The 25,383-nt window shown below is 35.9% G+C and carries 20 protein-coding genes; 10 read left to right on the top strand and 10 right to left on the bottom strand.

Annotated features, from left to right (window positions below; genetic code table 11):
* Nucleotide 1: 1 nt before the first annotated feature.
* From E0H99_RS08735 to E0H99_RS08715, 5 genes are all read right to left on the bottom strand, one after another.
* The gene (locus E0H99_RS08735) at nt 2-736 is read right to left on the bottom strand and encodes a DUF3347 domain-containing protein (protein WP_131993945.1); all 735 of its coding nucleotides are present in this window, start codon (nt 734-736) and stop codon (nt 2-4) included.
* A 183-nt stretch (nt 737-919) separates the two neighbouring features.
* Nucleotides 920-1,546 carry a heavy metal-binding domain-containing protein gene (locus tag E0H99_RS08730; RefSeq protein WP_131993942.1) on the bottom strand — a complete coding sequence of 209 codons (627 nt, stop codon included), beginning with the start codon at nt 1,544-1,546 and terminating at the stop codon, nt 920-922.
* Between the two features lie 103 nt (nt 1,547-1,649).
* A complete protein-coding gene (locus E0H99_RS08725) occupies nt 1,650-2,702 on the bottom strand; it encodes a hypothetical protein (RefSeq protein WP_131993939.1) in 1,053 nt (350 codons plus the stop codon).
* A 20-nt stretch (nt 2,703-2,722) separates the two neighbouring features.
* Complete coding sequence (locus tag E0H99_RS08720) at nt 2,723-3,568, bottom strand: DUF3347 domain-containing protein (protein ID WP_131993936.1); 846 nt, start codon at nt 3,566-3,568, stop codon at nt 2,723-2,725.
* 154 nt (nt 3,569-3,722) lie between these two features.
* Entirely contained in the window at nt 3,723-4,091 is a 369-nt protein-coding gene (locus tag E0H99_RS08715) for a hypothetical protein (RefSeq protein WP_131993933.1), read from the bottom strand.
* 726 nt (nt 4,092-4,817) lie between these two features.
* Here E0H99_RS08715 and E0H99_RS08710 point away from each other — a divergent pair.
* The 6 genes from E0H99_RS08710 (at nt 4,818) to E0H99_RS08685 (ending at nt 9,675) form a co-directional block, all read left to right on the top strand.
* Nucleotides 4,818-5,174 (top strand): hypothetical protein, encoded by a 357-nt coding sequence (locus tag E0H99_RS08710; RefSeq protein ID WP_131993930.1) that lies wholly within the window; start codon nt 4,818-4,820, stop codon nt 5,172-5,174.
* A gap of 153 nt (nt 5,175-5,327) precedes the next feature.
* Nucleotides 5,328-5,690: a heavy-metal-associated domain-containing protein gene (locus tag E0H99_RS08705; RefSeq protein ID WP_131993927.1), complete on the top strand. Its 363-nt coding sequence runs from the start codon at nt 5,328-5,330 to the stop codon at nt 5,688-5,690.
* 32 nt (nt 5,691-5,722) lie between these two features.
* A complete protein-coding gene (locus E0H99_RS08700; protein WP_131993923.1) occupies nt 5,723-6,211 on the top strand; it encodes a TlpA family protein disulfide reductase in 489 nt (162 codons plus the stop codon).
* Nucleotide 6,212: 1 nt separating this feature from the next.
* A complete protein-coding gene (locus E0H99_RS08695) occupies nt 6,213-6,740 on the top strand; it encodes a heavy-metal-associated domain-containing protein (protein ID WP_240723466.1) in 528 nt (175 codons plus the stop codon).
* Between the two features lies 1 nt (nt 6,741).
* Nucleotides 6,742-7,548, top strand: a complete 807-nt coding sequence (locus tag E0H99_RS08690; protein WP_131993917.1) for a hypothetical protein — start codon at nt 6,742-6,744, stop codon at nt 7,546-7,548.
* 156 nt (nt 7,549-7,704) lie between these two features.
* Entirely contained in the window at nt 7,705-9,675 is a 1,971-nt protein-coding gene (locus E0H99_RS08685; protein ID WP_131993914.1) for a protein-disulfide reductase DsbD family protein, read from the top strand.
* 1,203 nt (nt 9,676-10,878) lie between these two features.
* Here E0H99_RS08685 and E0H99_RS08675 read toward each other — a convergent pair.
* On the bottom strand, nt 10,879-11,130 hold the full coding sequence (locus E0H99_RS08675; RefSeq protein WP_131993911.1) for a helix-turn-helix domain-containing protein: 252 nt from the start codon (nt 11,128-11,130) through the stop codon (nt 10,879-10,881).
* Between the two features lie 957 nt (nt 11,131-12,087).
* Between E0H99_RS08675 and E0H99_RS08670 the strand changes: the two genes are divergently transcribed.
* The 3 genes from E0H99_RS08670 (at nt 12,088) to E0H99_RS08660 (ending at nt 19,179) form a co-directional block, all read left to right on the top strand.
* On the top strand, nt 12,088-15,117 hold the full coding sequence (locus E0H99_RS08670; protein WP_131993908.1) for a SusC/RagA family TonB-linked outer membrane protein: 3,030 nt from the start codon (nt 12,088-12,090) through the stop codon (nt 15,115-15,117).
* An 11-nt stretch (nt 15,118-15,128) separates the two neighbouring features.
* Nucleotides 15,129-16,541: a RagB/SusD family nutrient uptake outer membrane protein gene (locus tag E0H99_RS08665; RefSeq protein ID WP_131993906.1), complete on the top strand. Its 1,413-nt coding sequence runs from the start codon at nt 15,129-15,131 to the stop codon at nt 16,539-16,541.
* 73 nt (nt 16,542-16,614) lie between these two features.
* Nucleotides 16,615-19,179: an alpha/beta hydrolase family protein gene (locus E0H99_RS08660; RefSeq protein ID WP_165930283.1), complete on the top strand. Its 2,565-nt coding sequence runs from the start codon at nt 16,615-16,617 to the stop codon at nt 19,177-19,179.
* A 75-nt stretch (nt 19,180-19,254) separates the two neighbouring features.
* Here the strand turns inward: E0H99_RS08660 and E0H99_RS08655 are convergent, their stop codons facing one another.
* The 4 genes from E0H99_RS08655 to E0H99_RS08640 form a co-directional block, all read right to left on the bottom strand.
* Complete coding sequence (locus tag E0H99_RS08655; RefSeq protein WP_131993900.1) at nt 19,255-19,539, bottom strand: DUF6520 family protein; 285 nt, start codon at nt 19,537-19,539, stop codon at nt 19,255-19,257.
* Nucleotides 19,540-19,571: 32 nt separating this feature from the next.
* Complete coding sequence (locus tag E0H99_RS08650; RefSeq protein WP_165930282.1) at nt 19,572-21,101, bottom strand: MauE/DoxX family redox-associated membrane protein; 1,530 nt, start codon at nt 21,099-21,101, stop codon at nt 19,572-19,574.
* 219 nt (nt 21,102-21,320) lie between these two features.
* Nucleotides 21,321-22,229: a helix-turn-helix domain-containing protein gene (locus E0H99_RS08645; RefSeq protein ID WP_131993894.1), complete on the bottom strand. Its 909-nt coding sequence runs from the start codon at nt 22,227-22,229 to the stop codon at nt 21,321-21,323.
* A 55-nt stretch (nt 22,230-22,284) separates the two neighbouring features.
* The gene (locus E0H99_RS08640; protein WP_072944060.1) at nt 22,285-22,668 is read right to left on the bottom strand and encodes a hypothetical protein; all 384 of its coding nucleotides are present in this window, start codon (nt 22,666-22,668) and stop codon (nt 22,285-22,287) included.
* Between the two features lie 253 nt (nt 22,669-22,921).
* Here E0H99_RS08640 and E0H99_RS08635 point away from each other — a divergent pair, with 253 nt between their 5' ends.
* Nucleotides 22,922-25,351 (top strand): bifunctional aminotransferase class I/II-fold pyridoxal phosphate-dependent enzyme/GNAT family N-acetyltransferase, encoded by a 2,430-nt coding sequence (locus E0H99_RS08635; protein ID WP_131993891.1) that lies wholly within the window; start codon nt 22,922-22,924, stop codon nt 25,349-25,351.
* The last annotated feature ends 32 nt before the right edge of the window (nt 25,352-25,383 follow it).

Below are 25,383 nucleotides of genomic sequence, written 5' to 3'. Positions count from 1 at the left end.
TTTATAATTGTTTTTTCATAGAGCCACAAGTAAGCATTTTCGAACCGTAGTAAGGATTTTTCATTTCTTTGCTTTCACTTATCCATATAGCCCCTTTTCCTTCATTATACATAGGACAAAAATCTTGATATAGTTTTTGTTTTGCTCCAAATATTTTTATCAAATCATTCACATCTTTACTCAACATCGCAAAATGTTCTCTTTGGTGGTCAATTTTCCCACCATTATCACCAATGTGTTCTGCGTGTTCTTTAGCATCATCAGCAATATCAATATATTCTGTTTTTAATTTTGGATCTATTGCATTGGTATTGACTTTATTGAAAGTTGCATATAATGCTTTACCCGCATTGGCTGCTCCTTTTGTATCGTCTTTTGTGAGTGCGTTTTTTAGTTTTAAATAACCAGAGATTATTTCGCTTGTTGAAAATGTTGTTTGGGTAACCGATGTAGCTTCAGTATTAACTTCAACTGTTGTTGTATCATTATGACTATGACTACCATCAGTATGATCATGAGCTGCTTCATTTTGTACAACTGGTTCGGTTAATTCCATTCCACATTTTGAACATTTTTCACCTTTTTTTCCTGTAACCTCTGGGTGCATTGGACACGCGTATAATTGCGAGGTACTCTCTGTTGTTTCCGAATTAGTTGTTGCAGCTTCTTTATTTTTTTGATTACAAGAAACTAGTACAAATGCCATCGCTATGGCTGAAAGGATTAGATTTTTCATTTTATTATTTTTTTTTAATTGATATTGTTGGTATTTGCAACATTTTTTGATGAATATTTTTTTGAAAACCCATTTTTATATAGAAATTAATTTTTTCATTTTATAGGGTCATTAAAATCATTGCATCCTTATTATTGGTATCATGTGCATTGAATTAAACTAAAAGGAAATTTAACGACTGGATTATTTTTTCTTACCCTCCGTTTTAGTCATTTCCATTCCACATTTAGGACATTCCCCCGGTTTGTCAGAAGTTGAGCCATCCATTGGACAAACATATTTTGTTACAATTTTAGTTTTAGGTTGATTGCCTTTTGTAGCGTGAGTATCTATCATTTCGGTAATTTTTACCATTCCAGTTCCACATTTAGAACATTTCCCTTCGGTATCAGAAGTTGAGCCGTCCATTGGACAAACATATTTTGTTACAATTTTAGTTTTAGGTTGACTGCCTTTTGTAGCGTGAGTATCTATCTTTTCGGTAATTTTTACCATCCTAGTTCCACATTTAGAACATTTCCCTTCGGTATCAGAAGTTGAGCCGTCCATTAGACAAACATATTTTGTTACAATTTTAGTTTTAGGTTGACTGCCTTTTGAAGCGTGAGTATCTATTTTTTCAGTGGTTTTTACCATTGTCATTCCACATTTGCTACATTTTCCTTCTATTAAACTCACTTCTTCTGGATGCATTGGGCAAGTATAAGTTGTTTTTTGAGCTTCCTTTTGCGAAGATTTTGTAGCTCCTTGAGCTGATGCTACTGTGCTAACTGCTAAGAATACACTTAGTACGATAATTAGATTTTTCATTTTTTACAGTTTTAATTAATTGTTTATAATATTAACACTGATCAATTGCAAGCCATTTTAATCGTTTATCAAATTCACATTTGATATTTTAGAAATTAATAGTTTACATTTTTATTACAACCCCATTTGGTTTTTTACCAACATTGATTGTTTTAGTAACGGTATGATTGGTAACATTTACAACAGAAACTGTATTTGCTGTTTGATTGGTCACATAAGCAGTGCTTCCGTCGGTAGTGAACGAAATTGCGTGAGCACCAGCACCCGTATTAAAAGCGCCACCGTGCATCCACATCATCATTGCATTATCCCAAGTCCAGTAATGTACTTTTCCAGCCATTGGGTCTGAAACCCATAACTCGCTTTTTGTTCCGTTGTGTGAAGCAATTCCGGGCATAAAACCTAAAACAATGGTTTGGTCAACGGCATTTGTAGCCACATTGATAACAGAAATAGATTGTCCGTCTTCATTATCAACATACATTTTACCATCGCTACCAGTCCAAGCTCCGACAGGATTATCTCCTACTGTAACCGTTGCAATAACTGATTTTGATGCTACATTGATTACTGAAACGTTATCATCATCGCCATTAGCAACATAGGCTTTTGTCCCGTCCGAAGAGAAAGTTAATTCTGCAGGCATCATACCTACAGTAATTGTATTTTTCAACGCATAAGTTGTAGCGTCATACACCAATATTTTTCCGTTCATATCCATTTGAGGCACCCAAATTTCTGTACCATTTGGAGAATAAATAGTATTGTGGTTCATTACAGGTAAACCCATGTTTTTAACAATTGAACCAGTTGTTGCATCAATAACAACAAGTTTACCCGACATAGTTCCTGTCACTGCGTGTCCTGCGCTTAAATCCATTCCCGGAACTCCAATTGCAAGATGATTTGAATGTGAAGAAATATGGTGTGGCCACATTATCATATCTGTACCGGTTCCCATCAATGGAATAGTTCCTGTAACTTCATTAGTTGATAATTTGATTACTGAAATTGTTGCATCTTCACCATTGATAACATACGCTGCTGGATAATTAACGTTTAATGCTGCATTTGTCATATCCATATTATCATCTTTATTACAAGATGATAAAAGAATTGCTCCAATTATTGATGCGGTAAAAGATATATTCTTCATTTTTTAAAGTTTTAATTTTATTATTTTATTGTTTCAACTGTTTTACCACAACTCAACATTTGTGATCCGTAGTAAGGATTTTTAACTGTATTTTCTTTACTTAACCAATTGGCATCTTGCATCGGGCAATATTGATAATAAACCGGTTCAGTAAATTTTGAAACTTTTATCAACTCATACGTATTTTTAGATAATGATTTGAAAAGTTCTCTTTGCTTTTTGATATCCTGTGTTTCAGAAATATTTTTTGCATCAGCAGTTAAATCTTTATAAACTTTCATCCAAGTCATATGTACATCCATTTTCAATGTTTCCATTTTTACGACAGTGATTGCGGTTAATAAATCTTTTGACTTTGCAGAAGCCATTTTACTATCTGTTTTTACCAAGGCATCTTTCAATGAAAAATAATTATCGAAAACTGGTTTTAGTTGGTCTGTTCCTTGGTTTTCAGTCATTGTAGAATGGTCGTTCATTTCCATTTTAGTTTCTTCGGATTTTGTTTCCGTTTTTACTGCAACTTTTGCTTCACGATCGTATTGACAACATCCCGGAAGTTTTGAATATGCAGCATCTGGAGCAAGGAATTTTTCGCTATCATAACCCGCAAGTGCAATACGTTTTAAGATTTCATCTTGATTGGTTTTTTTAGCATCATAAGTAAGCGTAGCCATTTTGGTGTCTTTATTCCAATCAACATTCGCAATTTTCTTGAGACTTCCTGCTTTTTCTATGGTGGTTTCGCACATTCCACAATTCCCGAATATTTTTACGGTTTCAGTTTTAGCGTTTTTGATTTGCGCATTAGACACTGTGAATGATAGCAATAGAGTTATTGCCATCACTATTTTTTTTAGTGATTTCATTGTAAAATAATTTTAAATTGAATTAGTTAAACAAGAACAAAATGACAGCACAACAAAGCCACCCTTTTGAAAATGAAATTAACTGAGAAAGTAAATGATTTTAAAGCAATAATTGCTTTTGATTTGACACAATTATGGCTATCAAATTTAAAATTTAGCCTATTTTTGGTATAAGCCATAAAGAATTGAAACCAGAAGAAATGGAGGTTTCGTAATTGTAAAAATTTTGTTTTTCTGAAAAGAAATTACAAATATTTCTATTAAAGTTCAATTCATTAATAGAAACGGATGTGTTGCAAGAAGAAGCACAACCACATTTAGAGTGGCTGCATTTTCCTCCGCAACCCTCGTGGTTTTTATTCTTCGAATGATTATCACCTTCGCAACAATCTTTTTTATCTGTTTTAGAAGAGATTTCTTTTTTGCAAGATTGTTTTTCTGAATTCTTTCCACACGCAAAAGTTACCATTGGCATCAAGAAGAAGCCAAGTACAACGATTAATAAAATGTGAAACTTTTTCATTTGTATCGAAAATCTAATATTGAACAAAGTTAGAGAAATAATCTTAATTCTCGCTAAAGACTTGTTAAAAAAATTTCATCACTACTATTTTGTTTTGATTTATATTCTCAATTAAAAGTTTTATTAGGGAAGCAAATAGATAAAGACTAAACTACTTTAATCTTTGTTATGAGTATTAATCTCATCTATGTAAAATTTTAAATCATATAAATGGATTAATTCCTAATTGTAATCTGGTATTTGAGCCAGTTGATACAAATTGTAGTTTTACAAGAAAACTATTATATCGAAATTTTTATCTTTCTCATCATAATCTAAAATTAGAAATTTAAATTCACTACCTTTTAATATTATCTCATGGAAGATATATGGCTCTTCAAATCCATCGCTAATTTTATCAAATTCTTTTCCCTTGGTTGAATGAAAGCGATGAATTTCCAGTTCTTCAGTTAGGGTGCGTTATCGACTAAATCAATTATCTGGTTTCATAATCAACAATTATATTTCTTTTAATTTGTAAAAATTACTAATCTACATGTTACAAGTGTTCAGTAAATTAAAAACAATCTTTTAGCCCTGAAAACAAAAATACTGAATATCAAACAATTAAATATTTTTATCTCGGCGAGATGACACTAAGCATAATTGAAGAATCAATTATAGTAGAATATTTATAAAAAAATTAACAACCGAGACAGCGAATTAAATAATATCTTTGCTGACAACATGGCAAAAAAAATCTACATACTATTAATTGTTACGCTTGGTTTCCTTATGGGACCAACGCTTACTTATGCGCATGGGACAAAAAAAGAAATGTCATGTTGTAAAAAAGAATCTACAGTAAAAGACTGTTGCAAGAAAAAAGATTCTAATAAGAAAGAACACAATTGCGATACTAGTTGTTTAAGTAATTCTTGTGGTTGCCCAACAGCTTATTGTAGTTTTACTTCTTTGGCTTATTTCGAAACAGAAAACAATTCACTTTTCAGTTTTTCTGAAAGAAAACAAAATCACTATTATTCAGAAATCTTTATTTCTTCAGATTTCCGTTCTATCTGGCTTCCGCCTAAAATAAGCTAGATTCCTTTTTTGACGGCTGTAAATGTGTCAAATCCAAAGCCTGTTTATGGCTTAAAAATCATTAAATATTAATCCAACCAATACTATTCATAGCTGTAAATGCTATGGCTTCTGTCATGCTTTGTGATTAATTCATTCAAAATTATAAAAACAATGAACTCAATAAAAAAATTATTGATGGCAATGACTCTATTGCTATCAGTCACTTTCGCCACCGCGCAAATAAAAAACAAAACAACTGAAACCGTAAAAATCAATGGTAATTGTGGTATGTGCAAAAAAACTATTGAAACGGCTGCAAACATTGATAAAGTTGCCAAAGTAAATTGGGACACGAACACCAAAACCGCTACAGTTACCTATGATACAAAGAAAACCAATCTGGATGCAATACTAAAGCGCGTTGCAAACGCAGGATATGACAATGAAAAATTTAATGCCCCAAATGCTGTTTACGACCAATTGCACGGATGTTGCCAATACGACAGAGAAACAAGCGATAAAAAGGTTGAGTAATACCAATATCTATCAATTTAAAATCATATTTTATGTTTAAAATAAAAAATATAATCACACTATTCTCCCTAATAGCAACTGTTTCCATAGCAAGTGCACAAATAAAAATTGGAGATAGTTTTCCAGATATTCAGCTTCAAAACAATAAAAATTCAACAGTTAAACTAAACTCTTTTAAAGGAAAAACAGTTTTGGTAGATTTTTGGGCTTCATGGTGTGCGCCTTGCCGAATGGCTAATAAAAAATTGGTTAAAATGTATGACCAATACAAAAGCCAGAATTTTGAAATTGTTGGAATATCAATAGATATCGATAAATCTAAATGGTTAAAAGCTATTGAAAAAGATAAAATGAAACATCAGCAATTAATTGACCCAAAAGGTTTTGATGCCAAAACGGCCGTAACTTTTGGAGTTGATACCTTGCCCTCAACCTATCTTTTTAATGCATCAGGAAAACTGATTGCCATCAACCCAACCGAAGCACAAATAATTGCTCAAATCAAAAAAAACAAAAAATAAAATGAAAACCTTAAATATAAAATTCATAGCCGCTACACTTTTAGTATTATTAACTGGTGTAAAATCATATTCTCAAATCACTAAAGCTGAGATAATGGCAACAGGATTAACTTGCTCTATGTGTTCTAATGCCATAAATAAACAATTAAAATCCTTAACTCAAGTCGATAGTATTGGTACAGATTTAAACACCAATACGTTTACCGTTTATTTTAAGAAAGATAGTTCATTAGAACCTAAAGTATTGAAAAATGCGGTCGAAAAAGCTGGTTTTTTCGTAGGTTCTATGGTTTTGACTGTAAAATTTGATACTCCAAAAATTGAAGATAATGCAACCGTAAAAATTGATGAAGCTACTTATACTTTTCTCGATACCAAAAACGCAGTAGCAGATACATTAGTTAAATTCAGAGTTTTGGATAAAGGTTTTGTAACCCAAAAAGAGTATAAAAAACTAGTTAAATCATATTCTAAATATCCTGGTTATGCTACGGAAAATGAAAATGATTATTATTTAAAAGCCCTATAAAATGAAATATCTATCAATTGTTTTCTTATTACTTGTTTCATTCAAAGTAGATGCACAGGAATTATTTGTAGTAACCGAACCCGCTAGTAATGTTCCGGCGGGTTCTATCGGGATTCGTGTTGGACAATCGCTTATGAAAAACCAACTAGAAAGTGGCTCTATGTATAATTTAACGCCAGAAGTTACTTGGGGAATAAATAAAAATATCATGGTTCGTACCTCAGCTTTTCTTAGTAATCAAGAAAATGGATTGGGACTTAAAGGTGGCGGTTTTTATGCTAAATACCGATTTTTTTCCGTAGATGATTTACAAAGTCATTTTAGGATGGCTGCCTTTGGACGATACAGTTATAATAACTCTTTTATTAATCAGGAAGCTATAGACTTAATGGGAGGAAACTCTGGTTACGAAGCTGGTCTGGTAGCTACTCAGTTAATCCATAAAGTTGCCATAAGTTCTTCTGTAAGTTACGCGCGGGCACTTAATAACAGTGATTATAGCTTTCCGGATTTTTTGGGTAACAGCGCAGTAAATTATACGTTCTCAGTAGGGAAATTAATGTATCCAAAAAAATATACAAGTTTTAAACAAACCAACATTAATGCAATGTTGGAATTTACCGGACAAACGATAACCGAAAACGGAAAATCATATCTGGATGTAGTTCCTTCGATTCAGTTTATCATTAACAGTCAGGCGAGAATTGACCTTGCATACAAAAAAGAATTGTATAGCTCGATGCAACGTGCCACATCTGATGGTGTTTTCTTAAAATTGGAATATACTTTTTTTAATGTGACCAAATAAATTACTCCGCCAATATTTTAATTTAAATCTAAAGTTCATAAAAAATAAGTGTTTCGATGGCAAAATCCATCGAAACACTTACTATGGCTTATCGCGAAATGGCACGTATAAAATCAAATTATCACCAGAACAAATCGTTCTGATTAAACTTATAAAATGAAGAAAATCTTTTATTTATTGCTCTTGGGCTTTGTTTTTGTCAAAGCCCAGGCACAGATTATAAATCCTGTGAAATGGGAACCTATAATCGAGAAGAAATCCACCTCAGAATATGTGCTTACTTTTAAAGGAAACATCGAAACAGGTTGGCATGTATATTCTCAATTTACACCCGAAGATGGTCCGCTTCCTGCCGAATTCCTTTTTCATGATAGTAAAAACAATTATGAACTTATTGGAAAAGCAACCGAAAGTGAAACCAAACGTGAGTTTAATGAAATCTTTGGTGTCGATGAAATCTTCTTCTCAGACAAGGTTGTTTTTACTCAACTAATTAAACAAACTAATCCCGAAAAAGAAACAATACAAGTAGAGCTTTCTTACCAAGTATGCAAGGAGAACTGTATTAGTGAAACAAAATACTTTGAGTTTAATCTTAAAACGCTTGAAGCAAAAGAAATCCAAGCTGCGGATATTGTAAATGAGAAAACTACTAAAACTGATGCGAATTCCACAATAGAAAAACAACCAGAATCGAAAGAATCTGATTCGAGTTTATATATGATTTTCTTTATCGCTTTCTTATCTGGTTTTGCAGCCTTGCTTACTCCTTGCGTATTTCCTATGATTCCCATGACGGTAAGTTTCTTTACAAAACAAAGTAAAACCAAAGCCAAAGGGATCAAAAATGCGATTATTTATGGTATTTCGATTATCTTGATTTATGTATTTTTGGGAACAGTAATTACCTTAATTTTTGGTGCCGATGCACTAAATGCATTATCTACCAATGTATGGTTTAATGTTATTTTCTTTGTATTATTAGTTGTATTTTCGTTATCATTTTTAGGTGCTTTCGAAATCATGTTACCTAATTCTTGGACAAATAAGGTAGACCGTCAAGCGGATAAAGGTGGAATATTAGGAATCGTATTCATGGCATTGGCTCTTGCAATCGTTTCCTTTTCTTGTACCGGACCAATTATAGGAACTTTACTGGTTGAAGCAGCTTCCAAAGGAGGTATCGCACCAATTGTAGGAATGTTAGGTTTTTCTTTTGCTTTAGCATTACCCTTTATGTTATTTGCCATGTTCCCAGGTTGGTTAAATACATTACCAAAATCTGGCGGATGGTTAAATACAGTAAAAGTATTTTTAGGTTTTATAGAATTAGCTTTAGCATTTAAATTCTTGTCTAATGCCGATTTAGTATTGCAATTGCACTGGTTTGAAAGAGAAATATTTTTAGCCATTTGGATAGCGATATTCGGTACTTTGGCATTCTACTTATTCGGAAAGATAACTTTGCCACATGATTCTCCTTCATCTTCTATTTCGGTAGGACGATTATCTATCGGGTTGGTGGTATTGGTATTTACAATTTATCTTATTCCTGGTTTATGGGGTGCACCTTTAAAACTTATTAGTGGTTTCCCTCCACCTATGACCTATAGCGAATCTCCATATGGTGTAGGAGGTTCCAACAGAGAATCTACATCAGCAATAGCATTACCAGACGGCGCACATAAAGGTCCACACGACATTGTTGCCTTTACAGACTATGAAAAAGGATTAGCTTATGCTAAAACAGTAAATAAGCCAATCCTTTTGGATTTTACAGGATTTGCTTGTGTGAATTGTAGAAAAATGGAAGATTATGTATGGTCAGATCCTCGCATTTTACAAATCTTGAATAATGAAGTTGTTCTGATCTCACTATATGTTGATGATAAAAGAGAATTACCAATCAATGAACAGTATATTTCAAAAGAAACTGGTAAAAAGATAAAATCAATAGGTAATAAATGGAGTGATTTCCAAATCACTCGTTATAAAGCAAACGCTCAGCCGTATTATATCATATTGGATACAAAAGAGAAAAGTTTAAACCAACCAGCTGGATATATGCCAGACATTGCTGAATATGAACAATGGCTGAAATTAGGTATTGAGCAATTTAAAAAATAAAAAAAAAAGCTGTCTCAAAACTAAAATAAGTCCTTTAGAATTGAATATTCGAGACATAGTCTCCGATAAGGAGTCTGAACTAAAAACAGAAAAAGAGGTTGTTTCACTAATTGTGAGACAGCCTCTTTTTATAATGCAATATTTTTAGGGTTAAAAAAAATAACTTTTAAAATACTTTAATTTTATTGGGTAATGGTTCGAACTTCCTATAGACCACGAAAATTAGTAATAAAATGGATTTGATTGATTGTTGATTGTGACCTTATTGTACGATACAATTGGTTCCGCATCTGCACAAGGCATACAGGAAAGTATTAGAAAAATAATTGATAGTTTGGCTTCATCATCTTTGTTAATTTCGGATATTTTGGAAATACCCAGTGACTGCATTGTACGCGCCGAACACTCTTCCTTTTGTTGTATTCATAAGTTGTGTGGGATCACTCATAGCATATTCAAAAGCACTATCTACCATATTTGTAAAACAAGTGAAAAGTTAATATCCCTCCTGTATGGTTTTGATTACCTGATCATTATGAACTAGCGGAGACAGTATCAGTTTTTTCACTTCGTGGTCTGTTCTGTGAAATGTTCTATTAAGTTGTTTAATTTCAATAATTGTCCTTTTTCTGTGTTGGCGTACAGAAATATAAATAGGAAGGATATTGCAATTATTTTTTTACGGTTGTAAAATAGGCATATTATTTCTAAAACTCATAAAAAATATAGTAATTCAACTTGATAATTATTTCAACTTGTGAGCTATTCTTACACCATTATTGATCTAATTATCCCAAAAAAGCTTAACTTTAAATGCACAGTAAAGGAGGTAGAGGTAGAGAGAGAATTCCCTTCACGAGAAGAAATAAAATCGATCTATTCAAAATATTTTTTAACCGTTAGACTGAATTGAGTTAAGGATATTTTGCTGTTTTACCAGTCTTGCTTATATTCATAAAAATTCACTTTTCAATTATAAGCTGAAATCTAATAACTTTTTTGTAATTTGTAGTATATTTACCTTCTTTAGGAAGTTTTACAAATTAACATTTTAAAGCTTACAATATGTTTAGAGAGTTACTCTTTTAGCATCAAATCAATTCCTCCGTTTTTGGCAAGCTTTAATCCCGAATTGACAAGTATTCAGTATCGCTATAAAACAGAAAAAGATGCCTAATCATCTTTCAAATTCATATTTTTTGTTTACTCATCAACTCGGTATTTTTTAATATCAAATTCAAAATCAAACAACTCTTTAGGATGAACTTGTAAAGCTCTAGCAAACTTCATTAAAGTTTTTAGCGTTAAATTTCGTTTACCACTTTCATACTTACTTACCTCTGCAGAATCAATACCCGTCAAAAATTCAATGTCCTGTTGAGTTTGGTTATTCTTTAATCTTATTTCAGAAATTCTTCTTCCTATATATTTTTGCAAATCTGCATTTAATTCCATTTCAATATGTTTTCAAGCAATTTCCATTTTATTAGTAAAAATATTATTGGGATATATGCCAGTATTTAAAAAAAAAATCTATATTTGTTTCCTATTCAGAAATGAATTGTATTTTTGCGATCCTTCAAATAAAATATTGAAGCATTCGCTTAGAATCTAGCTCTTGAAAACTGGTAATTTTTGCAACTAGATGATAAGTAAGATGCTCACGTCCCATGGCGTGGGCTCACTTATTGTTGCACGGTATACCAGTACCTCAAGGGCAGTAAGCTGAGTTCCATGCCATTTTTTTATTCTCTTGGCACATACTAAGCTTACATTCTTAGCACCGCTTCCTCATTTTTCATAGTCTCGCAGCAGTTTAACACGCTAAAACCCGCATGCCTATGAGTAAAATAAAAACACATCCCTAAAACAGCCTAAGCTAAACCTTAGCAGTGGTTTCAATCACTAAACCACAAAATCCCGGTTAAGAAAACGCCCTTTTCGTAACCGGCACAAGATTCCTATGCCCAACTTTAAACCAATAACCCAAAACCCATGACTCAAAACTAAAAACACCTGCACCGAAAGGCCCTTTGAATAAAAACACCTAGTTAATTTAATTTGAATTTGTTAATAAAAGGTGCAGGTTATTTAGCCGCAACATAACTTATAACCCTTAACCGATAACTAAAAAAAATGCCATGAAATACTACAGACAAATACAAATAGGAATAATTATACTTTTTATAGCAACGATGTGCATGTGGCTTTGTGGTTGAGATACAGGTTATTTAGCCGCAACATCAATTCATAACTAAAAAACGCCTATGATATAGTAAAAAGCACCATCCCTAAAGACTTTAAGACATTCGACTTGAGACTAAACAAAAAAAGTCCCCTAACTCGCCGGCAAGCTAAACTAGAGGACCATAGCAAAACAAAACTCACATTTCATTTAACTAAACCAATATTATGAAAAATTTTTCATTAAACAAAGGCTTGGGAGCACTTTGGTATCCGCTTATTCTCGGGTTATACCTCTGCTGCACCCCTGCTCAAGCAAACAACAGACTGAGACAAAATCAGTTGCAATGGCAACAAAACCAAATAAGCGGCACCATCACTGATGGCACAAGCCCTTTACCTGGTGTGACAATTTCCATAAAAGGAAAAAGAAACAATACCGTTAGCTCCGACTTCAACGGCCAATACATCCTTTCGGCTACAGCTACAGATACTTTGATGGTCTCTTTTATAGGATTCAAAACAGCAATAGTTCCCATAAACGGTCGTAAAATAATCAACATACAATTGCAGGAAGACATAACTTCATTACAAGAAGTCCGTGTCAATGCAGGTTATTATTCCGTCAAAGAAAAAGAACGCACCGGAAGCATTGCCCGAATTACGGCTAAAGATATTGAAAAGCAACCTGTAACGAACGTATTGGCCGCCATGCAAGGCAGAATGGCGGGGGTGAATATCGTGCAAAGTTCAGGTATTGCAGGAAGTGGTTTCGACATTAAAATACGGGGTCAAAACAGTTTACGAACCGACGGAAATGCACCGCTCTACATCATCGATGGGGTGCCCTATGCTTCTGATCCTATTGGTGTAGGCTATACAGCGACTGTTATGCCATTACCCACCAGCCCCCTCAACAACATCAACCCTGGAGATATTGAAAGTATTGAGATTCTTAAAGATGCCGACGCCACGGCTATTTATGGGTCAAGAGGCGCCAATGGCGTAGTGCTGCTGACAACCAAAAAAGGTAAAGCCGGTAAAACAACTTTCTCGTTCAACCTAAACCGTGGAACGGCACAAGTCACCCGATTTGCCGACTTGATGAAGGCTGAACAATATCTTGAGATGCGTAGAGAGGCTTTCGCTAACGATGGGGTTACCATCTATCCTGCCAATGCCTACGATGTGAATGGTACCTGGGATCTCAATCGGTATACCGACTGGCAAAAGAAATTGACAGGAGGAACAGCACAAATAACCAATGTGCAAAGCTCCATTTCTGGAGGTTCCGCATTGACCCAGTTTCTGATCAGTGGGAATTACGGAAAAGAAACCACGGTATTTCCAGGCGATTTCAACTACCAAAAAGGAAATATCCGCGTCAACTTAAACCATACTTCGGAGGACAAACGTTTCAAAACCAACTTTGCGGCCGGATACACGCTTCAAGATAACGACCAACCGGCAAAGGATTACACCGTGGAGTCTCGAACGCTGGCTCCCAATGCACCCGTATTGTACGATGAAGAAGGCAACCTAAATTGGGAAAACGGTACATTCAATAATCCATTGCGCAATTTACAAGGAGAATTCCTCGCTAAAACCTACGATTTGGTTTCTAATTTAATGCTTTCCTATCGACTGCTTCCCAATATGGAAATCAAATCCAACTTGGGTTTCACCGATCTAAAACACCAAGAAAGTAGTTCACAACCCTCTACCGTCTATGACCCAGCTTGGGAAGTGGGTCCTGAATATTCATTGATTTCGATTGGAAATACCACACGCCAATCTTGGATTATCGAACCTCAACTTAATTACAGACAAAACTTGCAGGACGATCTTGAACTTGATGTGCTGTTGGGAAGTACGTTTCAGCAACAAACAGCTCGTAAACTGGTGCAACGCGCGAGTGGTTTTACCAGTAACAGTCTCATCAACAACCTTGCAGCTGCCTCGGATATAGCGGTGGATATTGATGACTATTCGGTTTACAAATACCAAGCCTTTTTTGGACGTGTCAATTTGAATTGGAAAAAGAAATACATCGTCAATTTGACCGGCAGACGCGATGGCTCCAGTCGATTTGGTCCTGGAAAACAGTTTGCCGCTTTTGGAGCCGTTGGAGCTGCATGGCTGTTTAGCGAAGAATCCTTTTTAACGAATAGTGTGCTAAGTTTTGGAAAACTGAGAACCAGTTACGGGTTTACGGGTAGTGACCAGATTGGCAATTACCAGTTTTTAGATACCTACAGCGCAACGGGAGGTAACTACCAAGGCGTTATTGGCTTAGTGCCTACCCGATTATTCAATCCCAATTTTGCTTGGGAAACCAACCGAAAATTGGAAGTCGCACTGGAAATGGGCTTTTTGAAAGATAAAATCTTCTTGACACTCGCTTCTTTCAGCAACCGATCTTCGAATCAATTAGTAGGTACGCCATTACCCTCTACAACAGGTTTTACTTCCATCCAAGCCAATCTGGATGCTACCGTACAAAATTCAGGGATAGAAGTAACATTACGAACCGTAAACCTAGAGTCCAAAAGTTTTAGCTGGAGCACCAAATTTAATGCAACAGTACTTAAAAACAAATTAGTGTCTTTCCCTGATTTAGAAGCCTCAACCTATCGCAATCAGTTTGCTATAGGAGCACCACTGAACATTCGTAAAATGTACCACTTTGAAGGAGTCAACCCCCAAACGGGCTTCTATCAATTTAAGGATGTCAACGGCGATGGTAAAATTACTGCCGACGCTGACAAAACAGCTATTGTAGACCTTAATCCTAAATTTTATGGGGGTTTGCAAAACCAAATAAGGTATAAAAATTGGCAGTTGGATTTCTTGTTTCAATTTGTGAAGCAACAAAATCTAAACACGGCAGCAGTTGGCTTTCCCGGAATGCTGGGCAACCAAGCCGCAGCACTTTCAAACCACTGGCAAAAACCGGGAGACATCGCTACCTACCAACGTTTTACAACCGGCATGGATGCAGGCGCTGTTGCCGCTCAAATAAATTACTACAGTAGTGATGGTGTCGTTACGGACGCTTCCTTTATTCGCTTAAAAAATATTGCCTTGAGCTACAACTTACCTAAGAACTGGCTGGGATGTGCTGCATGCAAAATAGTCATGGAAGGACAGAACCTGCTCACCTTTACACACTACAAAGGAGCTGATCCTGAATTTTTAACTACCAATTCACTACCACCTTTAAAAATTGTAACGGCAGGAATACAACTTAATTTCTAATACTACTCATTATGAAAAATAGAACTAAAAAAAACAGTCGGTTTTCCATTTGGTCAAATACACTGGGGATATTTTTGCTTGGAATCACATTAACAACCATCTCTTGTGATGAATTCGTGCAAGTAGAAGTTCCTTCCACCCAGCTTTCCTCTCCACTAGTTTTTGAAAACAACAGCACCGCAACGGCTGCATTAGTCGCTATTTATGCGCAAATTAGAGACAGCGGCTTGCTGACGGGGAATCCTAAAGGTATGCATGTAAAATTAGGCGAATACACCGATGAATTGACATTTTATGGCGCGGGTGGGCAGACCGATGCTTCCTTTTACAATAATATTGTATTGCCCACTAATACGGATGTTAAAGACTGGTGGAACACAACCTACCAGCAACTATATGCTACCAATGCCCTATTAGAAGGCGTTGAAAACTCCAAATCCCTAACTTCTTTTCAAAAAGAACAGCTTCGAGGCGAAGCCCTCTTCATCCGAGCCCTTTTGCATTTTCATTTGACAAATCTATTTGATGCGATACCCTATGTAAAAACGACCGATTATAGAGCCAACACCAAGATTGGCAAAATAGGTAAGATACAAGTATATGAAAATGCAGAAGCGGATTTGCTCGAATCAGAAGCACTATTGGGTGTAGCTTACATTAGTTCGGAGCGCATACGCCCCAACAAGGCAACAGTGCAAGCCCTTTTAGCACGCTTGTATTTGTACAGTGGCAGATGGGCAGAGGCCGCCAATAGTGCCTCTGCAGTACTCAACAATACCACGCTCTATGCGGATGATCATAACTTAGAAACTGTCTTTTTGAAAGGCAACTTGGGCAACATCTGGCAATTATTGCCTGACACGGATGGACGTAATACTTTAGAAGCTGAAACCCATGTGTTTCTACAAGGTCCGCCACCAGTTTCGGCCTTAAGTGTGGCCTTCGTAAATTCTTTTGAAGCAGGAGACCTCAGAAGAGCACAGTGGATAAAGGAAGTGACGAATGGAACAGCCGTGTGGTACCATGCCTATAAATATAAAGCCTATAATAATTCGCAGGGCTCGTTAGAGTATACTATTGTATTTCGAACTGCAGAGTTGTATTTGATTCGGGCCGAAGCAAGAGCCCAACAGGGAGAACTGACCACTGCGTTAGAAGACCTCAACAAAATACGAAATAAAGCCGGTCTTGGAAACAGTTCAGCCTTAACCGCGGAGCAAATCCTTAACGCAATTGTCAAAGAGCGAAAAAGTGAACTCTTTTCGGAAGGGCATCGTTTTTTTGATTTGAAAAGAAATAACCTGCTCGATGAAATACTAACCCCTACAAAACCAGGTTGGGATACGAATGACAAGATACTGCCGCTACCAGAAACAGAACTGCTGCTAAATCCCAATTTAAAACCGCAAAACACTGGCTATTAAAATGAAAAGATATAAATACTACCTTCTGTACTTAATAGTAACCCTCTCCTGTCTCCAGTCCCTCCATGCTCAAATGAAGCAAAAAAGAGAGTTGTTGACGGAAGATTATGGTCGTTGGCACCAACTCTTTACAATGGGTATTTCCCAGCAGGGAAATTGGATGACTTATACCCATCATTATAACTCCAACGCTGATACGCTTTTTGTAAAAAACACAGCTTCCTTTAAAGTTCATGCCTTTGTAAAAGGATTCAAACCAAACTTTGTGGTAGAATCTAAATTAATTTACCAACAGCCCGGAAATACCCTTACTATTTTCGATTTGACAAAAGAAAGTAGTATGTTACTGGAGCAGATATCCGAATATGCAATAGCAAAAAACAACCGTTATTTAGTACTGCAAAGTGCGCCCAAAGACAAGGAAGCCCTTTTGATTACCGATATAAATGGGAAGCTAGAGCAAGAAATACCTAATCTTGTCGCATGGAAAATGGATCCGACACAAAGCAAAGTCGCCTGCATCACGCAAAAAGAAGACCGCTTTGTTGTGGTTATTATTGAGCTGGATAAAAAATTGAGAAAGACCACCTTGTTTGAAAATGCAACTATACTGCGGCAGTTGGAATGGAACGCCTCGGGAACCACCTTGGCCTTCTTGAGTCCATATACGGACACGATAGAAAAGAATGCTAGAGGAGCGGTATATGCCTACGATACACAAACGCAAAAGTTGGCTACACTTTATCTTTCTGAACATCCTACTCTCGCACCTACGCACGCTATTGGGGCAAACTATACTACAGCCTTGCTGATTTCAGATGACGGACAACGGGTGTTTTTTGGAATGGAAGAAAAAGCGGAGCGAGCGATGCCAGACCCTTCGTCGGTTCAAGTCTGGAATACGGCTGACAAGAGCATTTATCCAGGAAAAATAGACATGAACGACTGGAGGAAACGACCGATTATCTCCATCTGGTGGCCTGCAAATGGAAAAGCAATGCCAATGACAGACCTAAATATTCCTTTTGTACAACTGGATGCAAAAATGAAGTACGCCATCACAAGCAATCCACTGGCGTACGAACCCCAATTCAAGTATCATGGTGACCGCGATTATTACCTTACCTATTTGGAAACAGGAGAAAAAAAGTTATTACTTGAAGCAGCTTCAGGAGAACCTTCCGACCTCGTATCCTCTCCGGATGGCAAATATCTATTGTACTATAAAAATGATGCTTGGTGGTCGTATGATTTTGCTTCAGAGAAACATACCTTGCTGACCAAAGGAATCAACTTTGTGGAAACCGAAAGGGATGATGCTAACGCTATTAATGCACTCAACTCGAGAGTGGCAGGCTTTACAATGGAGGATAAAGAGGTTCTCATTTACGATACCTACGACATTTGGAAGGTACGGACGGATGGGACTTCGACCGAAAGAATCACTAAAGGTCGTGAAACACAAACCCGATTTAGCCTAGTAACTCAGCCTAACTTTCAAGGCCGAAGTTATGTTTATGATGGGTTGCTGGCCGCTGAGGTGGATCTTACAAAACCTTTGTATTTAAAATCCGTGAATGAAGGAACCCAACAAAATGGAATTTATAGGTACATAAAGGAGCAACAAGTCAAAAAAGTGGTAGCTAAAGATAGGCAAATCAGTGATATTCTATTAACTGCAGACCACAACAAGGTACTTTATACAGAACAGGACTTTGATCTTCCTCCACAAATGCTTCTATTGGACGTAAAATCAAAAATAGAAAAAATAGTACATCAAAGCAATTTGCAACACCTCCAGTACTACTATGGAAAATCGGAATTATTCTCCTTTGATGTTTTAGGTAAGGACGTAGGTGGTGTTTTGCTTTATCCGGCTAATTACAATCCCGAAAAAAAATACCCAATGATTGTGCACGTCTATCAAAAACAAACTATGGATCTACATCAGTATCAAAATCCAACATTATTAGATTCACGAGGGTTTAGCGTAGCTAATTTTACCACACAAGGTTATTTTGTAGCTTTACCCAATATGCTTTACGAAATAGGCAATACAGGTGAAGTGGCCACAAAGTGCATCAATGCAGCTGTACAAAGTATTGTAGAAAAGGGTATCATAGATAAAGACCGTATTGGATTGATTGGACATTCTTACGGAGGTTATGAAACCAACTTCATCGTTACTCAGAAAAACCCTTTTAAAACAGCAGTTTCCGGAGCATCCTACAACGACTTGGCAGCCGATTTTCTACACGTCGCGTGGGATTTTAAAACTGCCGATTACAGAAGATATGAGCACGGACAAATGCGTATGGGGAAAACACTTTTAGAAGATCCAGTGCGTTACCACCGTAATTCTCCCATCTTATCGGCACAAGGCTTATCCATACCGCTACTCTTATGGACGGGTGCAGAAGACCGACACGTGGATGTCAATCACAGTTACAAATTCCACATGGCCCTACGCCGATTACAAAAAGAAAATATTTTACTTGTTTACCCGAATGAAAGACACGTAATACAAAAAAATCAAAATCAAATAGACTTGAGTACTAAAATAAAAGAGTGGTTTGATTACCATCTAAAAGATGGACTATACAAACCTTGGATGACTCCCAATTATATAGAAAATTAGTTACATAGCTATAGACTTTAAATGAAAATGCAGTTCCCATTAGAGAACTGCATTACTTTTAAAGATTAAACATTCTTAAGGAGTAAGTGGCTTGTACAACGTAATTTCACAAGACTTATTTGCGGTTTTACGAAATAATTGTTGCGCTCCAGGTACATTATTAACCGTACACACTTGTGTTCCTTGCTCATTACACATCGTAGAAGCGATACAAGGTTGTGTAGGACTCAAATGATACCAACCCTGCTCATCTGGTACAAGGCTACCTTCCTTAGTAATGGAGTCAGTACTTGCTGCTCCGAAAATGGCAAATGCAACTACTACCACGGGTAGTAGGATGCGAAAAAAATTTGACTTCATAGTAAAAAAATATTAATTAGATCTACTCTATCTCAGGTTTTCGATCTTCCCCTGCTATCGGCCGATAGATTTTTTTTCACTTGTTTATATTTTGAAGTAATCAAGGAATCCAATTCATATATGGCTAATTTAGTTCCTGCCATAGCATAGAGACGGTTGCCTTCTACGATAAAACTGCTCATTTTTTTACGGTCCATGTTGTGCACATAAATACTGCTAATATAGGAACGGTCCACCAGACTATATACATCTACAATGCTCGCCACTTTCCACATTTCTTCAGGTTCATATCGACCTGAAATACCTGAGTGGACAAAGAGCAAACTACCATACACCGCCGCTGAATTATTGACCACAAGAGCGGGCACTGCTAATTTCTTTTGACCACGATTCTTAACGCTGGCGATTTTGATTTGTGCTTGCGTAATGGTATCAATGGTAGTACCGCGATAGCGAATCTTTAAATCCTTGTCTGCACCAGTAAACTGATTACGATAGGAATAAATATAGACTAACTCTTGTTGGTTCGCGTCCAAAAGCAATTTTCCGTCCACATCAAAAATGCCGTCTATCTGCTTCTGTAAAATATCTCTATTATAAGTTATTACGTCCTTGTTTTTCAAATCAAGCATGCCCAGAACACTCCCGTTGGCCTTTTGCTCCCGAAATACAAAACGAGTGGAATCGAGCGCTATGACTTGGTCGAAGAATAAGTCTCCACGGAATTGAAGATTACACTTCCAATTGGCAATCAAACCCGTATACAAACAGGAAACCGTGCCGTCATAAGCATAAAAATAAGGAGGTTGTATCCGAACCTGTACAGCCCGAAAAGGCAAATCAATACTATCAAAAGAAATACGAAAACGCTCTTTTCTTGAACCCTCCTTTTCTAAAACCAACACCTCAAGTGGTGCAGTAGAGTTTCCAAGATAAACTTTATCGGCAGCTGCACCTGCAAAATAATAACTATTGTAGTTTAAATCCATTTCGGAAATCTTACGAGAAGCCATTGGAAAATTTCGAATGAACGTATTGTGGTGCTTGGTAATGGTATGGGAAACTTTATAGAGCACTACCAAACTGATAACTCCAACAAAAGCACCTACAAAAAGGACGAATATTGTTTTTAATAACTTCGCTTTCCTTTGCATTAGAATAATTCCCACCACTGCCAAAGCTATAAAGAAAACATTAAACCAGAGATGTTCCTGCCACCCCATCTGTTCCAAAACGCCTCCACAAGAGCATGGAATAGATGCACTGTAATTGAGAATGATAAAAATGTAGGTCGTAAACAAAACCATCAAGAAGTAGCTCAAGTAAAGACCGTACATCCTCGTTTTATGAATCAGTAATAATAAGGCAATCAGCAGTTCGCTTAAAGGTACCGTCAACGAAAGCCATCCCGCAAAAGAACTAATCAAAGGCGATTGCCCCAACTGTACCCTGAAATTCTCAAAATCCAGCAGTTTACTCACTGCCGCATAAACAAACAATAAAACATACAGCAGGCAGATACTGTCGAGAAAAATACTTTTGATTGTGGCACTCAGTTTCATATCGGTAAACTTTAAATTTAATCCGATATAAAATTCCGAAAAAACAAGGGAATAAGTGTTATCAATTCGGGAGCTTAACTTGCTCCAAAGGGAGTTTTTAAATAATGGAGTAATTCGTATTCCCTATTCTCACCGCCTTGTTAACATTATGTGTTGGAATTGACATTGATATTGCATTTAATTCCTACTTTTCACCTCTAACTTTCCACTTCAAACCTTCTACCTCCTCTGAATAGCATTAGGCGCATAATCAAAGTGTTTTTTAAAGGTTCTTGAAAAATTGGGATAAGTGTTAAATCCCATAATAGTTGCAATTCTTTTTAAGGGTATTGTTGTTTGCTGGATCAAAAGATGAGCTCTTTTCAACCGTTCAGTAGCATAAAATTGATAAATACTCGTTTTAAATAAAAGTTTAAACCCCTGTTTCAATTTATTATCATTGGTTCCAAAAATTTGAGAAAGTTCTTTTAAAGAAGGTAGTGGGGAATCCAAATGGTTTAAAATATAATCATAGACATGCTGTATCAATTGTACATCAGAATAACTACTGAACCCCCCAAGCAAATTAATATCTTCTGGTGAAACCAATGCTTTAGCCACTATTGTCTCATCAATAACAGTAGTAACCGAACTGATTAAAATATTGGTACTGTGTATCAGTCGTGAAATGGTGCAATAGCAAGGTACAAGCAATTGCTCTTGAGTAATATAAATGAGTTGCAAGGTACCATTATAGTTATCATCATGAATTATGGATTCTTTAATACTATCCCAAATGGGTAAAGATTCCTTCGAGAGTATACTGCTGAAAGCAGTATTATAGAGCATTTCATCAGTAAAACCTAATACTCTAGGAACAGCTGAATTATAACTTCTGATAATAAAATCGGTATCCAGAATAACAGTGGTTTGAACAAGATTGGTATAAGTATGGTGAGGATTAATAAAGCCCCAATGAAAAACAGATCCTTTCATTTCTTCTGCTACCATGTTAACAAGCACTACCAATGCCTCCAGTTCATCATCCTGCTCAGTACGTTCGATGCGATTGGTAAAATTACCACTTCCCATCTCAAGAAGCATTTTATGCATACTTTGAATACGCTGTTGATTAATTTCTTGTTGCATATAGGAACTATAAGGTACCAGTTAAAAGATTTATTAAAAGTAGTGATTTATAATATTACTTGTAAGCTTCCAAAAAAGCCAAAGCGGCTGACTCATCAGTAAAAAGCTTTGTTGGAACACTTGGTTTACCAATTTTAAGATAAAAAGAGGTTATAATTAGAGAAATACTTTGATGCCCAACAAGACTTACAGCTTTTGTCAAAACGGAACCAGATTGAGCCAAATAATCTCTGGCAGCTTTGTCAGAATCCACAATACCCCTGATATCGCACAATATAGGATAAGCCTTTTCATTTTGTATCTGTATTCGATCGGCTACAATGCGCTGGGCTACAGTTAAATCAATAACAACATTGGGTTTGTATTCAAAAAAAAGAATACTATTTCGAATCCAAAAATGGGCATATTCATTCTCAAAGTAACTAGCTGAAAACCTCATAAGATTTTAGATAAATATGATGTTATTTGTAAAAATAGTAATAATTCTAATTATAATAAGCATAAAAACAGCGCAAATCACTAAAAATAGCATTGTAGTTATCAAATCGGGAGTATGTCTTACCATATCGGGAGTTTGTGATATTTTATACAATACGATTCATTATTTATTCAGATTTTTACCCAAAAATAGTATCCAGTAAGAAAGAAGTACTTACAAAATTTTACATTTAAATAACTTAAATTTAAATAATATGGCAAAAATCAAGCATAACAATTTCATTGATACGGTCGATGAGGTTTTATCAGGAGCAAAAAAAGAAGGTGTATTGCACTTATATTCTGAAGACAAAGTATTGACAGGAAGAACCATACAAATTAAAGGAAAAGAAATGTTTCATTTCGGCACGACAGGATATCTTGGTTTAGAACAAGATAATAGACTCAAAGAAGCTGCAATTCAAGCCATTCGGGATTATGGCACACAATTTCCGTTGTCAAAATCATACATTTCACATCCATTATACTATGAATTAGAAAGTAAAATAGAACAAATGTATAATATTCCTCCTATTATAACCAAGAACAGTACGCTGGGGCATTTAGCTATTATTCCAACACTCATTAGAGATGAGGATGCCGTAATAATGGATCATCAGGTGCATTGGAGCGTCCAAAATGCATGTCAACTTTTAAAACTAAGGGGAATTCCAATAGAACTAATAAGACACAGTAATTTGGATATGCTAGAAGATAAAATCAAGCAACTAACCACCAAATGCAACAAAATATGGTACATGGCTGATGGTGTATATTCCATGTTTGGTGATTATGCACCCATCCCAGAATTATTGGCTTTGACTCAAAAATACACACAACTAAACCTTTATTTTGACGATGTCCACGGAATGAGTTGGAAAGGCAAAAATGGAACCGGTTTTGTTTTTGACGCTATCAAAGAACTGCCTGAAAATTGCATTGTGGTAAGTACTCTAAGTAAAACCTTCGGAGCCAGTGGTGCAACAGTATTTTGCAAGAATCAAAAATTGAGGGACAAAATCAAAAATTTTGGTGGGCCATTAACCTTTTCCGCCCAGTTAGAACCTGCATCTGTAGCGGCTGCAATTGCATCTGCAGACATTCATTTATCTCCTGAAATAGAATTAAGACAAAAAAACCTGGCGGATAAAATTGCTTACTTCAACCAATTGCTGTCGCAAGGAAACCTTCCAATAATTTCAAAAAATGATTCGCCGGTTTTCTTTTTGGGAATGGGTACACCCGCAACGGCCTATAACTTTGTGCAACGTTTATTTAAGGAAGGTTTTTTTCTGAATTTAGGAATTTACCCTGCTGTACCGATAAAGAATACTGGAATTAGAATTACGCTATCTAGTCACAATCAACAACAGGACATTTCAGCCTTGGGCGAAGCGATGGAACATCATTTTCCTAAAGCTTTGGAAGAAACAAATAATAGCGAAATCAAAATCAGACAGGCTTTTGGAATGGACAATAAAAAAGCAGAAAATATTTCAGAATCAAAAGAGCAGGAGCTTTTTATCGAAGAAAAAATTACCATTCAGGATATCATAAAAGAAGAATGGAACCAATACATGGGGAAACAAAATATCTTTGATTGGGAAGGACTGGTTTATTTAGAAAAAACATTCAGCCAGCATCCGGATCCAACAAACCAATGGGATTTTTATTATTTCACTATTAAAGACAACAAAGGTACCATAGTATTAATGACCTTTTTTACTTATGGCCTTTGGAAAGACGATATGCTGGCTACTGAATCGGTCTCCATCCATTTGGAAGAAATAAGAAAGACTAATCCTTTATACCTAACCTCAAGAGTATTGGGTATGGGTTCTCTATTCACCGAAGGAAAACATTGCTTCATCAATCAGGCACATCCTTTGGCAGAAAAAGCATTGAAACTATTATTGGATAAGTTGGAAGAAAAATACAATGACTTAAATGCAGACATGCTAGTTTTAAGAGATTTCGAAAAAGACAACAGCTACTACAAAACAATAGTAGACCAAGGTTATTTCAAAATAGACATGCCGGAATCCTGTGTAATTGAAAACCAAGTTTGGCATTCATACGAAGAGTTTACAAAAACATTATCGCTGCGTTCCCGTAAACATTTCAATAAAGAGATAGAACCTTATGAGAAGTACTATGATGTTGCAATAAAAGATAAATTGAGCAAATCAGAAATAGCAAGAGCATATCAACTCTACAACAATGTAAAAGACAATAATTACGCTATCAATACATTCCGATATACCCAAGAAATTTTCGAAAGCATGAATGAAAGTCCAAACTGGGAATTCATAGTACTGGTATTGAAAGCAGAAACTGAAAATCCATTCATAGGAATTATGTTTTGCTACAAAAACGAAAATCATACCTATGTCCCGGAATTAATAGGTATGGATTATAAATGGGCAAAAGAATACCAACTGTACAGGCAATTGTTATTTCAAACCATAAAAAGAGCTAATGAGCTGCAGCTTCAAAAGATAGATTTTGGAGTGTCAGCCTCATTTGAAAAAAGAAAATTAGGAGCTAGGATAATTCCAAAAGTAGCCTATGTTCAGACAAGAGATAATTACGCAATGGAACTTATGAATACTTTGCAAAATGATTACAAATCAATTGCAAAATGACGAAAGCATATTGACAGCTAATATCAAAAAAA

It is taken from the genome of Flavobacterium sp. GT3P67, assembly GCF_004349155.1.
GTDB lineage: Bacteria > Bacteroidota > Bacteroidia > Flavobacteriales > Flavobacteriaceae > Flavobacterium > Flavobacterium ranwuense.
The sequence above is the reverse complement of the archived record's forward strand: the minus strand, read 5'-3'. Positions and strand labels throughout refer to the sequence as shown.

Excerpts from the sequence above, each read along its gene's own strand:
- E0H99_RS08735 (WP_131993945.1), bottom strand. The coding sequence starts at position 736 with ATGAAAAATCTAATCCTTTCAGCCATAGCGATGGCATTTGTACTAGTT.
- E0H99_RS08730 (WP_131993942.1), bottom strand. The coding sequence starts at position 1,546 with ATGAAAAATCTAATTATCGTACTAAGTGTATTCTTAGCAGTTAGCACA.
- E0H99_RS08725 (WP_131993939.1), bottom strand. The coding sequence starts at position 2,702 with ATGAAGAATATATCTTTTACCGCATCAATAATTGGAGCAATTCTTTTA.
- E0H99_RS08720 (WP_131993936.1), bottom strand. The coding sequence starts at position 3,568 with ATGAAATCACTAAAAAAAATAGTGATGGCAATAACTCTATTGCTATCA.
- E0H99_RS08715 (WP_131993933.1), bottom strand. The coding sequence starts at position 4,091 with ATGAAAAAGTTTCACATTTTATTAATCGTTGTACTTGGCTTCTTCTTG.
- E0H99_RS08710 (WP_131993930.1), top strand. The coding sequence starts at position 4,818 with ATGGCAAAAAAAATCTACATACTATTAATTGTTACGCTTGGTTTCCTT.
- E0H99_RS08705 (WP_131993927.1), top strand. The coding sequence starts at position 5,328 with ATGAACTCAATAAAAAAATTATTGATGGCAATGACTCTATTGCTATCA.
- E0H99_RS08700 (WP_131993923.1), top strand. The coding sequence starts at position 5,723 with ATGTTTAAAATAAAAAATATAATCACACTATTCTCCCTAATAGCAACT.
- E0H99_RS08695 (WP_240723466.1), top strand. The coding sequence starts at position 6,213 with ATGAAAACCTTAAATATAAAATTCATAGCCGCTACACTTTTAGTATTA.
- E0H99_RS08690 (WP_131993917.1), top strand. The coding sequence starts at position 6,742 with ATGAAATATCTATCAATTGTTTTCTTATTACTTGTTTCATTCAAAGTA.
- E0H99_RS08685 (WP_131993914.1), top strand. The coding sequence starts at position 7,705 with ATGAAGAAAATCTTTTATTTATTGCTCTTGGGCTTTGTTTTTGTCAAA.
- E0H99_RS08675 (WP_131993911.1), bottom strand. The coding sequence starts at position 11,130 with ATGGAATTAAATGCAGATTTGCAAAAATATATAGGAAGAAGAATTTCT.
- E0H99_RS08670 (WP_131993908.1), top strand. The coding sequence starts at position 12,088 with ATGAAAAATTTTTCATTAAACAAAGGCTTGGGAGCACTTTGGTATCCG.
- E0H99_RS08665 (WP_131993906.1), top strand. The coding sequence starts at position 15,129 with ATGAAAAATAGAACTAAAAAAAACAGTCGGTTTTCCATTTGGTCAAAT.
- E0H99_RS08660 (WP_165930283.1), top strand. The coding sequence starts at position 16,615 with ATGAAGCAAAAAAGAGAGTTGTTGACGGAAGATTATGGTCGTTGGCAC.
- E0H99_RS08655 (WP_131993900.1), bottom strand. The coding sequence starts at position 19,539 with ATGAAGTCAAATTTTTTTCGCATCCTACTACCCGTGGTAGTAGTTGCA.
- E0H99_RS08650 (WP_165930282.1), bottom strand. The coding sequence starts at position 21,101 with ATGAAACTGAGTGCCACAATCAAAAGTATTTTTCTCGACAGTATCTGC.
- E0H99_RS08645 (WP_131993894.1), bottom strand. The coding sequence starts at position 22,229 with ATGCAACAAGAAATTAATCAACAGCGTATTCAAAGTATGCATAAAATG.
- E0H99_RS08640 (WP_072944060.1), bottom strand. The coding sequence starts at position 22,668 with ATGAGGTTTTCAGCTAGTTACTTTGAGAATGAATATGCCCATTTTTGG.
- E0H99_RS08635 (WP_131993891.1), top strand. The coding sequence starts at position 22,922 with ATGGCAAAAATCAAGCATAACAATTTCATTGATACGGTCGATGAGGTT.